At 62.6% G+C, this 15,662-nt stretch carries 14 protein-coding genes; 7 read left to right on the top strand and 7 right to left on the bottom strand.

Annotation, left to right across the window (positions count from 1 at the left end; translation table 11 throughout):
* Window positions 1–16 precede the first annotated feature (16 nt).
* From LDB05_RS14000 to LDB05_RS13990, 3 genes are all read right to left on the bottom strand, one after another.
* Window positions 17–2,398 (bottom strand): DEAD/DEAH box helicase, encoded by a 2,382-nt coding sequence (locus tag LDB05_RS14000; RefSeq protein WP_226004606.1) that lies wholly within the window; start codon window positions 2,396–2,398, stop codon window positions 17–19.
* 53 nt (window positions 2,399–2,451) lie between these two features.
* Complete coding sequence (locus tag LDB05_RS13995; protein ID WP_226004605.1) at window positions 2,452–3,054, bottom strand: DUF7978 family protein; 603 nt, start codon at window positions 3,052–3,054, stop codon at window positions 2,452–2,454.
* A 129-nt stretch (window positions 3,055–3,183) separates the two neighbouring features.
* Entirely contained in the window at window positions 3,184–3,699 is a 516-nt protein-coding gene (locus LDB05_RS13990; RefSeq protein WP_226004604.1) for a PH domain-containing protein, read from the bottom strand.
* Between the two features lie 166 nt (window positions 3,700–3,865).
* On the opposite strand from LDB05_RS13990, the gene lipA reads away from it, so the two are divergent.
* Window positions 3,866–4,831, top strand: coding sequence for a lipoyl synthase (lipA, locus tag LDB05_RS13985; protein ID WP_226004603.1), 966 nt, complete (start codon window positions 3,866–3,868; stop codon window positions 4,829–4,831).
* A gap of 861 nt (window positions 4,832–5,692) precedes the next feature.
* Here lipA and LDB05_RS13980 read toward each other — a convergent pair.
* The gene (locus LDB05_RS13980) at window positions 5,693–6,442 is read right to left on the bottom strand and encodes a hypothetical protein (protein WP_226004602.1); all 750 of its coding nucleotides are present in this window, start codon (window positions 6,440–6,442) and stop codon (window positions 5,693–5,695) included.
* A gap of 357 nt (window positions 6,443–6,799) precedes the next feature.
* On the opposite strand from LDB05_RS13980, the gene LDB05_RS13975 reads away from it, so the two are divergent.
* Window positions 6,800–7,180: a hypothetical protein gene (locus LDB05_RS13975; RefSeq protein WP_226004601.1), complete on the top strand. Its 381-nt coding sequence runs from the start codon at window positions 6,800–6,802 to the stop codon at window positions 7,178–7,180.
* Window positions 7,181–7,407: 227 nt separating this feature from the next.
* Here the strand turns inward: LDB05_RS13975 and LDB05_RS13970 are convergent, their stop codons facing one another.
* Complete coding sequence (locus LDB05_RS13970; protein ID WP_226004600.1) at window positions 7,408–7,905, bottom strand: hypothetical protein; 498 nt, start codon at window positions 7,903–7,905, stop codon at window positions 7,408–7,410.
* Between the two features lie 406 nt (window positions 7,906–8,311).
* On the opposite strand from LDB05_RS13970, the gene LDB05_RS13965 reads away from it, so the two are divergent.
* The 5 genes from LDB05_RS13965 (at window position 8,312) to lpdA (ending at window position 14,304) form a co-directional block, all read left to right on the top strand.
* Complete coding sequence (locus tag LDB05_RS13965) at window positions 8,312–8,635, top strand: hypothetical protein (RefSeq protein ID WP_226004599.1); 324 nt, start codon at window positions 8,312–8,314, stop codon at window positions 8,633–8,635.
* Between the two features lie 376 nt (window positions 8,636–9,011).
* Window positions 9,012–10,121 (top strand): pyruvate dehydrogenase (acetyl-transferring) E1 component subunit alpha, encoded by a 1,110-nt coding sequence (pdhA, locus tag LDB05_RS13960; RefSeq protein ID WP_226004598.1) that lies wholly within the window; start codon window positions 9,012–9,014, stop codon window positions 10,119–10,121.
* 1 nt (window position 10,122) lies between these two features.
* Entirely contained in the window at window positions 10,123–11,115 is a 993-nt protein-coding gene (locus LDB05_RS13955) for an alpha-ketoacid dehydrogenase subunit beta (protein ID WP_226004597.1), read from the top strand.
* 1 nt (window position 11,116) lies between these two features.
* The gene (locus LDB05_RS13950) at window positions 11,117–12,775 is read left to right on the top strand and encodes a 2-oxo acid dehydrogenase subunit E2 (protein WP_226004596.1); all 1,659 of its coding nucleotides are present in this window, start codon (window positions 11,117–11,119) and stop codon (window positions 12,773–12,775) included.
* 62 nt (window positions 12,776–12,837) lie between these two features.
* On the top strand, window positions 12,838–14,304 hold the full coding sequence (gene lpdA / locus LDB05_RS13945; protein WP_226004595.1) for a dihydrolipoyl dehydrogenase: 1,467 nt from the start codon (window positions 12,838–12,840) through the stop codon (window positions 14,302–14,304).
* A 14-nt stretch (window positions 14,305–14,318) separates the two neighbouring features.
* Here lpdA and LDB05_RS13940 read toward each other — a convergent pair whose 3' ends face one another.
* Window positions 14,319–14,615: a DUF7521 family protein gene (locus tag LDB05_RS13940; RefSeq protein WP_226004594.1), complete on the bottom strand. Its 297-nt coding sequence runs from the start codon at window positions 14,613–14,615 to the stop codon at window positions 14,319–14,321.
* Entirely contained in the window at window positions 14,612–14,989 is a 378-nt protein-coding gene (locus LDB05_RS13935) for an ArsR/SmtB family transcription factor (RefSeq protein ID WP_226004593.1), read from the bottom strand. Before LDB05_RS13935 ends, LDB05_RS13940 begins: the two co-directional genes overlap by 4 nt.
* Window positions 14,990–15,662 lie beyond the last annotated feature (673 nt).

Below are 15,662 nucleotides of genomic sequence, written 5' to 3'. Positions count from 1 at the left end.
CGATCGACGGGTACTGCTACCGAACCCGAACCGTCCGACCCGCTTCGATCGGAATCAGCGGCTCCTCGGGGAACGCCACGCTGATCGTATACTCGAGTGCCTCGGCATCCGCGCCGAAGACGCCGACCGGAACGGTCTCCGTGTCGCGCAAATAGCTATTCGTGGTCGTCATCTCCACGCCGTTGACCGTCACCCGGATGCCGGCGCGAGCCGGTTCGCCGACGTTACGTACCGTGACTTCACGGACCTCGTTCTCGCCCGTCGCGACGGTCTCGGGGAACTGGCCCCACTCGATTTCGATCGCGGGAAGCGACTGTGCGCCCTCGTAGACGCGTTCGGCGACCCCTTCCGAGAGTCCAGCGTCGACGAGCCCCGCGACGCCGGCGTCGACGACGTCGCCGGGGGTCGACAGCCCTTCCTTCGCGAGTTTGCTCGCTCGGCCGGCCCCGACGCCGTCGATGGCGGTCAGTCCGACCGCGTCCTCCGCGACGCCGTTCTCGATGCGGGCCTCGACCCGACGTGCGAGGTTCGCGGCGTGGGGGCCGACGAACCGGTCGAGGAAAGCGCCGAGCGCCGACAGGAGTCGCGTCGCGTTCTGCCGGATGACCCACGCGTCGCTCCGGAGTTCCGACGGCGTCGTCCCGCTGGCCGCACTCCGGAGGATCGCGAGCACCTTCCGCTCGCCCGCCTCGAGGTCGTCCGTCTCGTCGCCGACGAGGACCGCGTCGATCGCGTCGCGTTCGTCCTGCCGAGCCGACACCGAGTCGAACTCCGCCGCGGTCGCGACTACTCGCAGCACGTCGTCGGTCGTCAGTTCGTCCCGTCCGGCGTCGCCGTCGTCGCCCTCGCTCTCGACGCGGTCGCACAGGGCCGCGAACCGGGCTGCGGTATCGAGCCTGAGATAGTACTTCGAGGTCAACACGCCCCGCGGCGTCGCCTCGATCGAGAGGTCCTCGCCCGTTTCGACGAAGCCCCGTTCGACCAGCCCCTCGAGACAGTCACGGACCCGCTGTCGGAGATTCGGGAAATCGTACTCGTCGGGTTTGGACTGGCCGCGAACGTAGTAGAAGGTCGTCTCGAGCCAGTCCATCACGTCCTCGAGATCGGTGATCGTCCCCATCGCGATCTCGGCGTTGAGGTGGGTCTCGAGACTCTCGGCCAGCCGGGACTCGATCTCTTTCCCGTCGCGGAGCAGTCGCCGGTACTTGTCCGCCTCGGCGTTGTCGCAGACGACCCAGCCGTAGCCAACGTCGTCGTAGCCCGGCCGGCCGGCCCGGCCGAGCATCTGGAGCACGTCGAGGGGGCTCATGTCGACTTCGCCCTCGAGCGGGTCGTGGTGCTTCGTGTCCCGGATCACGACGCAGCGAGCGGGGAGGTTGACGCCCCAGGCCAGCGTCGAGGTCGAGAACAGCAGTTCGATGTGGCCCTCTTTGAACCACTCCTCGACGAGGTCGCGGTCGTTCTTCGAGAGCCCCGCGTGGTGGAAGGCGACGCCGTCGAGCACCGACTTGCGGAGCGTGGCATGGTCGATCTCGTCTTTCGATTCGGTGTGGAAATCGTAGTCGCCGCGAGCGCCCATCGGGATGTCGCGCTCGGCGATCTCGTCGCGGGCCTTCTTGGCCGCCTGGACGGTGTCCTGTCGGGAGGAGACGAAGACGAGCGACTGGCCGTCCTCCCGGAGGTGCGGTTCCGCGAGGTCCAGCGCCCGGTAGAGGCGGCGGTACTTGTCGGCGAAGGAGTTGTCGCCGTGGGTGTAGGTCCTGACGCCGGCGTTGAGTTCGACCGGCCGATACTCCTCGCCGAACTCGAAGGTCGTCTCCTCGGGGGCGTCCAGCCACGCCGCGACGTCGTCGATATTGGGCATCGTCGCCGAGAGCGCGACGATCCGGGGGTCACAGAGCCGTCGCAGGCGGGAGATCGTCACCTCGAGCACCGATCCGCGCCGATCCGCGTCCAGCAGGTGAACCTCGTCGATGACGCAGACGTCGATATCGGTGACGAAGTCGTACCGTCGCGAATCGTGTTTGCGGGTCGCCGAGTCGAGCTTCTCGGGGGTCATCACGAGGATGTCCGCCCGGCGCGCGCGGCGCGGGTTCAGGTCGCGCTCGCCGGTGACGACGTAGACCGAATAGTCCAGGTCCTCGAAGCGGTCCCAGTCGTCTTCCTTCTCGTTCGTGAGCGCTCGCATCGGGGCGATAAAGAGCGCGGTGCCCCCCTCGGCGAGCGACTTACAGATCGCCAGTTCCGCGAGCGCCGTCTTCCCCGAGGCGGTCGGCGCGCTCGCGACCACGTTGTCCTCGGACTCGAGTAATGCGGGCAGTGCCTCGCGTTGCATCCGGTTGAACTCCTCGAAGGCGAAGGCGTCGGCGAATTCGGGGAGAACCTCGGCGACCTCCATCACACGGAAAGGGGAAGTGCCGAGTCAAAGGCGTTTCCTTCGAGTCGTAGTAGCTATCGTCGGTTGACAACGACGGCGGTAATCACAGCTCCAACGGTGGCGAACACCAGCGGATAGAGGATTCCGGCGAGCCCGATCGCGGTCTGGAGCGTCGGCCCGGCCGAAGTACTCGCATCGATCCCGAACGCGGACCCCTGGGTGTTCGCTTCGGTGACGACCGCACCGAGGCCGATAACCACGGCGTACCCAATCGTTACCGGCGCACCGGCCATGACAGCGTCGCCGAGATCAGTAACGTCCCATCGCACGGCCAGGAACACACCGACTGCGATCAACACCAGCGGCGGAAGCACGTACAACACGTCGGCGCTTGCGCTGCTCGACTCGGCGATGAGGTTGAGGAGACGCGTTCCACCGAACGAGCCGACCTGACTGGTGACCTCGATATCGACCAGGTGGGCTTCGTAAAAGTACCACGCGACGCCCTTCCAATCGGCGACGTCGCCGTCGGAGTTCCGACGAACCTCGGCACCGATCAGTAGATACGTAAGTAGGTACCCGATCATGGCTGCGAAGACGCCGAGCCCCGCACTCGCCGCGACTCTCGAGGCACCCGGTACCGCGCTCTCTTCGGACGTTGCCAGCTGTGAAGACATTGTAGAGACTCTAGAAGTGTGTTGATATAATGGGTCTTGTGGTTTAACCCTGCGCAACCCGTTTGAGAACCGATTCGCCCTCGAGTGGTTCGTTCGGCGGGGTGAGGAGCCGATTTCGGAACTGATAGATCAGACGGCAGTTTCGTCGGTCGCGACGCTCTCGAGCTGGTCGCTGAGTCGGCTGCTGGCTCGATCGGGCTTGGGAACGCGCTGGAAGACCAGTTCGGGATCGCCCGACCCGGCGGTGTAGACGGTCAGATCGCCGTACCCCAGCAGGCGGCCGATCCCGGACTGGGACAGGCTGATGTTCTGGACGCGCTCGAGGCGAAACTGGGTGACGTCCCTCGAAACGATCCCCCGTTTCTTGTAGAGCTCCGAGGTGGTGATGACGTAGCGAGTGTTCGTCCAGACGAGATAGCGGGCGAACGCGACGATTCCGCCGGCGACCGTCACGAGGACGCCGAAGATCGTCAGCGGGCCGACGCCGTCCGTCCCGCTCCAGCCGGCGACGACGAAGCCGGCGAGCGCGAGTCCGATCCCGATCGGTAAGCCACTCCCCATCGTAACCGGGTGGGGACGGCTCTCCCAGACGACGTCCTCGTCGTCGCTGATGTGAAACCAATCGGGGGTCGAGCCGAGGGCCATCGGCCCAGCCTATTCCGTTCCCGTCCGTAAAGCTATCGGGAGAATGGGCCGGTTATCCGCGATGAGGGTGTTTTTCGGCCGTTCCAATGGCTCGTCCCGCTGTCGCTACTGCGAGGCGAGCCGGGGACCACCACGGTTTTTCACTGCGCGGCCCGACGAGACGCGTATGAGCCGCGCGCGCAAGCCCGACTGGCTGAAGATGCGGCCGCCGTCGGGCCAGGAGTTCACCGACATTCGAGAGACGCTGCGCGACCGGAACCTACACACCGTCTGCGAAGAGGCCAACTGCCCGAATCTGGGCGAATGCTGGTCCGGTGGTGCCGGCACGGGTGATGGCGACGGCGGCACGGCCACGTTCATGCTGATGGGCGATCGGTGCTCTCGAGCGTGTAACTTCTGTGACGTCCGGACCGGCGGCATGGAGGCGCTCGACCCCGACGAGCCGGCGAACGTCGCCGACGCAGTCGCCGAGATCGGGCTCGATTACGTCGTCCTGACGAGCGTCGACCGGGACGACCTGCCCGACCAGGGTGCGGGCCACTTCGCGGAAACGATCCGCGAAATCAAGGACAGACACCCGGGCATTCTCGTCGAGGTCCTCATTCCCGACTTTCAGGGCGAAGAACGACTCGTCCGGAAAATCATCGACGCCGATCCGGACGTGATCGCCCACAACGTCGAGACCGTCGAACGGCTTCAATTCCCCGTCCGGGACCGCCGTGCCGGCTACGACCAGAGCCTCTCGGTGCTCGAGCAGGTCGATCGGGAAAGCGACATTTACACCAAGACCTCGGTTATGCTCGGCCACGGCGAGTACGACCACGAGGTCTACCAGACGCTGGCCGACTGCCGCGAGCGCGGCGTCGACATCGTCACGCTGGGGCAGTACCTGCGGCCGTCGCGGGACCACCTCAAGGTCCAGCGCTACGACCCGCCGGACAAGTACGAGACGTGGCGACGGGTCGCCGAAGAGGAGTTAGGGTTCCTCTACTGTGCCAGCGGGCCGATGGTGCGATCGTCGTACAAGGCCGGCGAGCTGTTCGTCGATGCGGTCCTGCGCGAGGGCAAGAGCGTTACGGAGGCCAGACGGGAAGCACGTACCGGTCCGGACGAGGCGAGCGCGTCGGACTGACCAGTGTTACGTCTCACAGACGAACGGGGAAACGAAACGGCAGAAACAGCAACTCACTGAAGCTGATGATGTGTCATATTCTATGACATAAAAACTATTAATGAAACATTCAATCACTCACTCAATGCCGAAATCTAAATCCCGGCGCAAAGTTGTCTTCCCGCAGACAATTAAAGGAGCAAGTTCGCTGTTCAGGGGTGGCTCGACACTCTTGCACATGGCAGTACTATTCGCTGCCGGTGGAGCCTGGCTAGTCGGATACATCTCGTTCGGCGGTGGCGGGACACTGCTTGCTCTCGCTGCTGGCGGTACCCTCTGTGGGCTCGTTCTCGGTATCGCCTTTACTCGGGCACTTGGCGGACCCGGATTAAATCTCATGATGAGTCTCGTCTGGCCGTCCCTTTTTTTGGGTGCCATCATCATTGTCGAAAACGCTCAGATCGAGCGTTTAGACGCATTTAGTATGGGAGTCGCGCTTCTCTGGCCTGCGCTCTTTTCGACCGTCGGCTGTATGCTCGTGTGGTTCACTATCCTCGGTTCTAGTCGTGCTGACGACTGGGCTCGACAGACACACCCGCCAGCCTTCCTCGAGGAAACTGAGAACACGCCAGATGCCGAATAGAAACTGTCAGCTTTCGATTCGGTGATTGGCTGGGGTCCTCGTTAGCCAGTACAGCTTCCAGCGCTCCGATCAGTCGGACGAATCCGAGACGTGGCGTTCCGTTATCAAAGAGTGTCTAGGATTTTACTGTGCGAGCGGGTCATGGTGCATTCCTCGCGCCGACTTCGACTACCTGTCAGCCGTTATTTGTGAGATATTCCCTCGAGATCGCTGGGTCGTTCAAAGGGGCCAGTGTTGCTTCAACCCGTTCGGTGAGCCTCGGTATCCTGTCGATCGATCTGGTGGGTGTTGTGAAGCAGATAGCAGAGCGCGACCGTCATCGCCACGTTGAATGCGACGTCATCGTACGTCGCTACTCCGTACGCACCGAGCGCGACCGCGGGCGCAGCGAGGACCATCCCGAACAGGCCGCCTTTGAGATCGAAGCTGACGTCGTACCACGCTGTAATGCGAGGATTGAGGACCGGTCGGACAGTTTTGTACTCGCGGTCGTACGCCGGTTGTTCGGCGAGCCACTCGTCGTCGACGACACGGACGCTGTGGGGCATGACGGTTCGCTCCCACGCGAGGATGTCGTCCATCTTCGCGTATCCGTTCTGGATCGTCCTGTGTACGACGGCTAACCCTACGATCATCCCACCGGCGACAGTAATATGTGTTCCAAACCAGCTCTCGGGCATCGTCGTCCCCGGGAACGGGTGAGTGAGAAACAGCCCTGGGATCAGTAGCGGTACAGCCGTCGGGAACAATATGTTCCCCCACGGACTCCCGACAGCCCGACTGTAGAGCAGCCCCATGTAGATCCCAGTCGGGACGGCCGCAACTGCGGTAGTGACTGCAACGGAGATGAGACCGACCGAAGGAACAACGAACCCGGCGACTAGATAGCAACAGATCCAGACGCCGAACCCGGAGAGGTATCCCGCCCAGTGAACGACCCGGTGGTACCGACGGAACGGACAAAACCCCTGATAGACGTTCGAAACCATCGACAGTGCTGTTATTGCTAGAGTACACGATCTTTTCGGTCGTCGAATCCGAAAGCTACAGAAACGACTTGCTAGACTACGTGCCCGCATCGAGAAGAAAGCTAGTCAGCCTGACTATCGTGGAAAAGGAAGAGCCGGTACTGGAGGGCGTAAATGGCAAAAACAGACTCATTGCGGCCGATGGTGCACTATTGGCCAGTGACACAAAAGCTATCAGTGAAAATATTCAACCTCTCGCCCGATGCCGAAATTTAAGCCCGAGTATGAAATAACCGTGCCACAGACGGTTTCAGGGATACTCTCCCTGTTCGAGGGGGGATCCACACTCTCGCACTTTGCAGCGATGTTTATGCAGGTGTGGCCTGGATAGTTGGATACGTCTCGCTCGGTGGCGGTGGCACAGTGACAGCGATTTCTGCTGGCGGCGCACTCTGTGGACTCGTTCTCGGCATCGCATTCACTCGCGCACTCGGCGGCCCCGTCTTGAATCTCATACTGAGTGCGGGCTGGCCATTTCTCTTCGGAGGTGGAATGGTTCTCGCCGGAGACATCCAAATCGATCGTCTCTACACGGCTAGCGTGGTCCTTGCGCTCACCTGCCCCGCGTTCTTTTCCGCCTTTGGCTGTCTGCTCGTGTGGTTCGGCATACTCGGCCCCGGGCGGATCGACGACTGGAATCGAGAGCATTTTCCGCCAGCCTTCTTCGAGGAGACTCGAAACGAGCAAGAGACCGAATAGGAACGTCGATTCTCAATTCGGTAATCGGCTGGAATCCAGCCATTCAGTGCAGCAAACGGTTCCCGCTGCGATCAGGTAGACGAGTACGAGACGGGACGTTTCATCGCCGACACGAATCTCGGATTCCTGTACTGTGAAACCGTGTCACAACCCATTCCTCACACCCACTGTGATCTGCGGGGGATCACCTCGAGAGTGCTGCGTCTGCCACCAGCGCCAAGAGGGGGTCACTGCTGGGTCGTGACGCCTGTCGAACGCTCGGTATCTCGCTGGTCCACCTGCAGTGAGTTGTGGAACAGATAGAGGAACGCAAACATCATTGCCACTTCGAATGCGAGGTCATCGTACGTCGCTGATCCGTATAAACTCGCGGCGACCGCGGGTGCAGCGACGACCATTCCGAACAGACTCTTTTTGAAGTCGAAATGGAGGTCGTACAACTCTGTACTGCGTGGATCGAGGAGCGGTCGATCAGTTTTGTACTCGCGGTCGTACGACGGCTGTTTCGCGACCCAATCGTCGTCGACGACACGGACGCTGTAGGGCATGACTGTTTGTTCCCACGCGAACACGTCGTCCATCGTCGCGTACTTGTTCTGGATCGTTCGGAGTGCAACGAGTGTTCCCCCGATCATCCCGCCGCCGATAATCACGAGGGTACCGTAATCGCTTTCGGGCATCGCTGTCCCCGGAAACGGACGAGTCAACAGCAACTCTGGGGTCATTACCGGAACACCTATCGGGAGTAACATGTTTCCCCATGGACTCCCGACGGCCCGACTGTAGAGTAGTCCCATGTAGATTCCAGTTGGTACGGATGCGACTACGGTCGTGACTGCCACGGAGACGACACCGACTGATGGAATGATGAACCCGGCGATCAGATAGCAACAGATCCAGACGCCGAACCCGGAGAGATATCCCACCCAGTGAACGACACGGTGGTACCGACGGAACGGACAAAACCCCTGATAGACGTTCGAAACCATCGACAGTGCTGTTATTGTCATAATTAACTATTCTTTCGGTTACCTATCTTTCCTGTCCCGGATCTTATCGAACCAAGGCCAATCCTACTATCTCTTCTATTCTCGGAAAATGTTATAGATATCCGGTAATGGAATAGTCCCCATGCGCGAACCGAAGTATCCCATCTACGATCAGGACGACGAGGAAAAACTCCGGAACGAGTTGCTCATCTCCTTTTTTATCCCGGCGTCGGTGACGATTATCGGACTCGCGCTCTTGTTCCGGTTCGTACTCGGCGATGCACTCGTCGCACTTCATCCCGCTTTCGCCGAACAAATCAACTGGGGTGCTGGAAAATACAGTTCGGTCTGGGCAACAGCACGCACGCAGCTTTTGCTTCTCGTTGGCAGTATCGTTCTACTCGTGTACTACTGGGCGTATCTCATGCGCTTCCGTGCCTGGTTCCGCGAGCGAGGCTGGGTCTGACTGGAGTCGAGTACTCGACCGCTCCTCTCCTCGAGCGGGACGCCATAGCGTGATCCGCTATCGCTGTCGTGACCGAAATGTGTCCCGAAGCTGGTCCCTATGGCAACAACGGCGGCGTGTCCTCTCGATCTTCCGTGTCCGCCGTCGACTGAATGTCATCGAACTTCACTTTTGTCCAGTCTCCGCGTCGATTTAGCGCCCGGAATTAGACAAACAAATAGAAACAGTCAGTTTCACTCATTCCTGTCCAGGTCCGTACGCTATCGTACAGTGGGTTCCCGACTGCTTGGCAAGAATCTCATTGATAGTAAACTATTTGGGAAACTCCTTTACCTTGAGCGATAGTTACCCCGAGTATGTACAGGTGGGTCTTCCCGTGAGTACGCTACAGCGCGATCCCCGTGAACGAGTACAGGTACTCGACGAGGCGGGTCGGGTTCGAGAGGGTGCCGACGTGCCGGACCTCTCCGAAGACCGGCTCGTCGAGATGTACGAACAGATGCGGCTCGTGCGCCGGTTCGACGAGCGGGCCGTCAGCCTCCAGCGCCAGGGGCGGATGGGCACCTATCCGCCGCTGTCGGGACAGGAGGGCGCACAGGTCGGCAGCGCCCACGCGCTCGACGCGGAGGACTGGGTCTTCCCCAGTTACCGCGAACACGGCGTCGGGCTGGTTCGCGGACTCTCCCTCGAGCGAACCCTGCTGTACTGGATGGGCCACGAGCAGGGCAACTACGTGCCCGAGGACGTCAACATCTTCTCGGTCGCCGTCCCCATCGCGACGCAGATCCCCCACGCGACCGGTGCGGCCTGGGCCTCGAAACTCCGCGACGAGGACAGGGCCTTCATCTGTTACTTCGGCGACGGGGCGACTTCCGAGGGTGACTTCCACGAGGGCCTGAACTTCGCGGGCGTCTTCGACACCCCGAACGTCTTCTTCTGTAACAACAACCAGTGGGCCATCTCGGTGCCCCGCGAGCGCCAGACGGCCAGTGCGACCCTCGCACAGAAGGCCACCGCCTACGGATTCGAGGGCGTGCAGGTCGACGGAATGGACCCGCTGGCGGTGTACAAAGTCACCAGGGAGGCCGTCGAAAAGGCGAAAGACCCCGACGAGGACGAACTGCGGCCGACGCTGATCGAAGCGGTCCAGTACCGGTTCGGTGCTCACACCACCGCCGACGACCCGTCAGTCTACCGGGACGACGACGAGGTCGAACGCTGGAAACAGAAGGATCCCATCCCGCGCCTCGAGACGTATCTGCGGTCGAACGGGATCCTCTACGAGGAACGGGTCGACGCGATCGAATCCCGGATCGAGGAGACGGTCGCCGACGCCGTCGACTCGGCCGAATCCGTCGAACGACCCGAGCCGGAGGAAATCTTCGCACACGTGTACGAAGGGATGCCCAAACGGTTACAGCAACAGCTCGAGTACTTCGAATCGATCCGGGAGGATTACGGTGACGACGCGTTACTAGAGGGATAACATGGCTGCAGAATCAGGATCAGAGAACCTCACGCTGGTACAGGCGGTACGGGACGGATTGCACACGGAGATGGAACGCGACGACGACGTCGTCGTCATGGGCGAGGACGTCGGCAAGAACGGCGGCGTCTTCCGCGCGACCGAAGGGCTCTACGACGAGTTCGGCGAAAATCGCGTCATCGACACGCCGCTCGCGGAGTCCGGCATCGTCGGAACGGCGATCGGGATGGCCGCCTACGGCATGCGGCCGGTGCCCGAGATGCAGTTCCTGGGCTTTATCTACCCCGCGTTCGATCAGATCGTCTCGCACGCGGCGCGCCTGCGGACGCGCTCCCGTGGCCGATATACGTGTCCGATGGTCATCCGGGCCCCCTACGGCGGCGGCATCCGCGCGCCGGAACACCACTCCGAGTCGACGGAGGCGATGTTCGTCCACCAGCCCGGACTCAAGGTCGTCATCCCCTCGACGCCATACGACACCAAGGGGCTGTTGGCTAGCGCCATTCGGAGTCCGGACCCGGTTATTTTCCTTGAGCCAAAGCTCATCTACCGGGCCTTCCGGGAAGAAGTGCCGGACGAATCCTACGAGGTACCGATCGGCGAGGCCGCCGTCCGCCGCGAAGGGAGCGACATTTCGGTCTTCACCTGGGGCGCGATGACCCGGCCGACGCTCGAGGCCGCGGAGAACCTCGAAGACGAGATCGACGTCGAGGTGGTCGACCTGCGAACGGTGTCGCCGCTCGATGAGGAGACGATCGTCGAATCGTTCAAGAAGACCGGCCGGGCGGCGGTCGTCCACGAGGCACCCAAGACGGGCGGTCTCGGTGCCGAAATCGCCGCCACCATCCAGGAGGAAGCGCTCCTGTACCAGGAAGCGCCGGTCGAGCGCATCACCGGCTTCGACACGCCGTTCCCGCTGTACGCGCTCGAGGACTACTACCTGCCCGAGCCGGCGCGCATCGAGGACGGGATTCGAGACGCCGTGGGGTTCTAACATGGTCAGAGAGTTCGAACTGCCGGACGTCGGCGAGGGCGTCGCGGAGGGCGAACTGGTTTCGTGGCTGGTCGAGGAAGGCGAGACGGTTTCCGAGGACCAGCCGGTCGCGGAGGTCGAGACAGACAAGGCGCTCGTGGAGGTCCCTGCACCGGTCGACGGGACGGTCCGCGAACTGCACGTCGAAGCGGGCGAGATGGTCCCGGTCGGGACGGTGATCATCTCGTTCAACGTGGAGGGCGAAGCGGACGAGGAACCGACGCCCGACGAAACGGGGGAGCGGGCGAGCGAGGCCGAAGGCGCCGATGCGTCCGACGGGACGACCGGGACCGAAGCAGGGGATGGCGAGCCCGCCGGCAGTCCCGGTGCGACCGGCGCCGAGACCGAGGAGATCGAGACGCCCGAGGGTCGGATCTTCGCGCCCCCGCGCGTGCGACGAATGGCGCGCGAGGAGGGGATCGACCTCTCGAGTATCGAGGGCAGCGGTCCCGGCGGTCGGATCACCGCGGCCGACGTGCAGGCTGCCGCGAGCGGCGGAGCGGCCGGCGGCGCGCAGGCCCAGCCGTCCGCGGAGACGGAAACAGCGGCCGAATCCGTGGCGTCGGGAGGCGACGACTCGAGCGAGACGGCCGCCGCCGGGGCCGAACCGCCAGCCCAAGTCGAGAGCTCGAGTCCGAGCGAATCGACGACCGAGCCACCGGCACAGGTCGATTCCGCAGACCGCGACAGGACGCTCGCCGCGCCAGCCACCCGGCGACTCGCCGAGGAGGAAGGCGTCGATATCGACGCAGTCCCGGCCACCGAGGAGCGCGACGGCGAGGCGTTCGTCACGCCCGAAGCGGTCCAGGAGTACGCCGAGATGCAGCGACGGGCACAGGAAGCGGACAGGGAGGCGGTCGAAGCCGGCGAACAGGTCGGAACGAAGGGAGCGGAGTTCGCCGAGGGCGAACGCGAACGCCGAGAACCGTTCCGGGGCGTCCGCAAGCGCATCGCCGAGGCGATGGTCGAATCGAAGTACAGCGCGCCACACGTCACCCACCACGACGAGGTCGACGTGACGGCACTCGTCGACGCCCGCGACGACCTCAAACCGCGCGCCGAGGAGCGCGGGATCCGGCTGACCTACATGCCGTTCATCATGAAAGCCGTCGTCGCGGCGCTGAAAGAGTATCCCGAGATGAACGCGGTCATCGACGAGGAGAACGACGAAATCGTCTACCGCGATTACTACAACATCGGGGTCGCGACCGCGACGGACGTCGGACTGATGGTGCCGGTGGTCGAGGACGCCGATCGAAAGGGGCTGTTACAGCTGTCCTCGGAAATGAACGAGGTCGTCCAGAAGGCCCGGGATCGAACGATCAGTCCCGGCGAACTGCAGGGATCGACGTTCACGATCACCAACGTCGGCGGCATCGGCGGTGAGTACGCCACGCCGATCATCAACTACCCCGAAGCGGGGATCCTCGCGATCGGCGAGATAAAGCGCAAACCGCGCGTCGTACCCGACGAAGACGGGACCGAGTCGATCGAACCGCGATCCGTGATGACGCTCTCCCTGTCGTTCGACCACCGGCTGATCGACGGCGCCGTCGGTGCGCAGTTTACGAACACCGTCATGGAGTACCTCGAGAACCCGAGCCTCCTATTGCTCGAGTGATCGAAGAAGAAGCTACTGAACATGAGCGCAACACTATTACACACGATGGAGGTGGATGACTGATGGTCGTCGGAGACGTCACCACCGGCACGGACGTACTGGTCATCGGTGCAGGCCCCGCCGGCTACGTGGCCGCGATCCGCGCGGGCCAGCTCGATCTCGACGTCACGCTCGTCGAGAGAGACGCCTACGGCGGGACCTGCCTGAACTACGGTTGTATCCCTTCGAAAGCATTGATCTCCGCCACCGACGTCGCACACGAGGCGGCTACCGCCGAGGAGATGGGCATCCACGCCGATCCGGCGATCGACCTCGCCGGAATGATGGACTGGAAGGACGGCGTCGTCGACCAGCTCACCAGCGGCGTCGAGAAACTCTGCAAGGCGAATCAGGTCAATCTGCTCGAGGGCACGGCCCGCTTCGCGGACGACCACACCGCCCGCGTCTCCCACAGCGGTGACGGACAGGGGTCGGAGACCCTCGAGTTCGAACACGCGATCATCGCGACCGGCTCGCGCCCGATTCAAATTCCGAACTTCGAGTACGGCGACGAGCCTGTACTCGACTCGAAAGGGGCGCTCGCGCTCGAGTCCGTTCCCGACTCGCTCGTCATCGTCGGGGCGGGGTACATCGGGATGGAGCTCGCCGGCGTCTACGCCAAACTCGGGACCGACGTGACCGTCGTCGAAATGCTCGATTCGATCCTCCCCGGATACGACGACGACCTCAAACGACCCGTGAAGCAACGCGCGAACGATCTGGGGATCGACTTCGAGTTCGGCTACACGGCATCGGACTGGCACGAGCGCGACGACGGCGGGATCCGCGTCGTCGCCGAACCCGCGGATCGGGCCGCCGCCGACGGCGGAAGCGCGGAACCCGTCGAAGACGAACGCCTCGAACTCGACGCCGAGAAGGTACTGGTAGCCGTCGGCCGTCAGCCCGTCTCGGACACGCTCGACCTCGCGGAAGCCGGCATCGAGACGGACGACCGCGGATTCATCACCACTGACTCGCGTGCGCGCACGAACGTCGACCACATCTTCGCCGTGGGCGACGTCGCGGGCGAACCGATGCTCGCCCACAAGGGCAGTATGGAGGGCCAGGTCGCGGCCGAGGTGATCGCCGGCGAACCCGCGGCGATCGACTACCAGGCCATGCCCGCAGCCGTCTTCACGGACCCCGAAATCGGCACCGTCGGCATGACCGAATCCGACGCCGAGGAGGCCGGATTCGAGACCGTCGTCGGACAGTTCCCGTTCCGGGCCAGCGGCCGCGCGCTCACGACGGGCGAGTCCGACGGCTTCGTCAAAATCGTCGCCGACGAGGCGGACGGCTACGTCCTCGGCGCCTCCATCGTCGGCCCCGAAGCCTCCGAGCTGATCGCCGAACTGACCCTCGCGATCGAACTCGGAGCGACGCTCGAGGACGTCGCTGCGACGGTCCACACCCACCCGACGCTCTCGGAATCCGTCATGGAAGCCGCCGAAAACGCACTCGGACATGCGATTCACACGCTGAACCGGTAACCCGTCGTCTCGTTTTATTGCACGTACAGTGAGTACGCGATCACGAGGAAGCCAGCCAGGACGAGCAGGCTCTCGAGCAAAATCCCGGTCACGAGGTGTAACTGAAACACTTCGGTGAGCATCCCGGCGAGCACCAACCCGAGTGTGACGAGCCCGAACCCGAGCGCGAGATAGCCAAGCGCTGGCTGCCTCGTCCGACGGTACGCTTTGAACGCGAAATACGTAATGACGCCCCCGACGACGAGAACGAGCGTTTTGACGACTGCGAGGGCGAGTGCCATCTCTGTCGGGCCTGCTGGAAGCGGATTCATGTTTCCTTTCGTACCTCCGACCACAGTTCCGCGAGCCGTTCGTCCGCAGTTCGGGCCGGCCGCTCGATCTCGACCGCGAGCTCTCGATTCTCGTCCAACCCGAGCGTGATCTCGTCGAACGCGATCGAATACTTGCTCGCGTGATGCCCGTCCTGTCGAATCTCGGTCGATTCCTCGAGCAACGTCGACTCTGTCAACACCTCGAGTTTCCGGTACAGCGTCGACTGCGGGATCTCACACCGCTTCGATAACTCCGAGGCCGTCAGTGGTTCCTCGAGAGTCCGAATTATCTCACGACAGTCGGGATCGTCCAGCGCAGAGCAGATCTCCTCTGCAGACGGCGTCGACTCCGAAGCGAACGGGTCCCGGACCATTCGTCTCCCTCTTACGACGCACGTGGTTTATCGCCATCGATGCGTCCTCCGCCTTACCGACCCGCAATACGAAGGCTTCTTGCGCGTACACGCTCGAGTGCGAGCACGCGGGTATCATTCGGTCCGACTCCCTACAAGGGTGGGATGACCGGCCGACCTCCGCCCGCGTGACATTCTCGGACCGATGTCTCGACGAGCTCGAGTAGCTGTTGGTTTATTACTGTCACCAACGCTACGTTCTCGTGAAAAACCGTGCCATGGTACCGGGTTTCGATATGGATCTCGTCCGACGGCCTTATATGTGAACCGGGCATTCGATTGTAATGCGAACGACGTGGCGCACACCGCCACGTTCCCTCCGGCCGCGACCCGGCACGGAGGTAGGCATCATATCCACCCTCGAAGGTTCCGTCGGTTCGTTCCGACGGTCTTATCCGTATACGAGAGCTCCACTATGGATGTGTTCGTGGTCGGTGATCCCGGCTACGACGATCCGGAGCCCTTATACGTGACTGGGCGTTCAGTTGTGGTCGTGAACACCCTCGCCGGATGCGATTTCCGGCGCGGTTGTGATCCGATGCCCTTATATGTACGAGGGCAGTTGGATATGAACGCGAAAGAAGACGTGATCGACGGGACGTTCAACTCGTCCCGTCATCTCGGATGGCTCGAG

Source organism: Natrinema salinisoli, assembly GCF_020405205.1.
GTDB lineage: Archaea > Halobacteriota > Halobacteria > Halobacteriales > Natrialbaceae > Natrinema > Natrinema salinisoli.
This window is presented reverse-complemented; position numbering and strand designations above follow the sequence as displayed.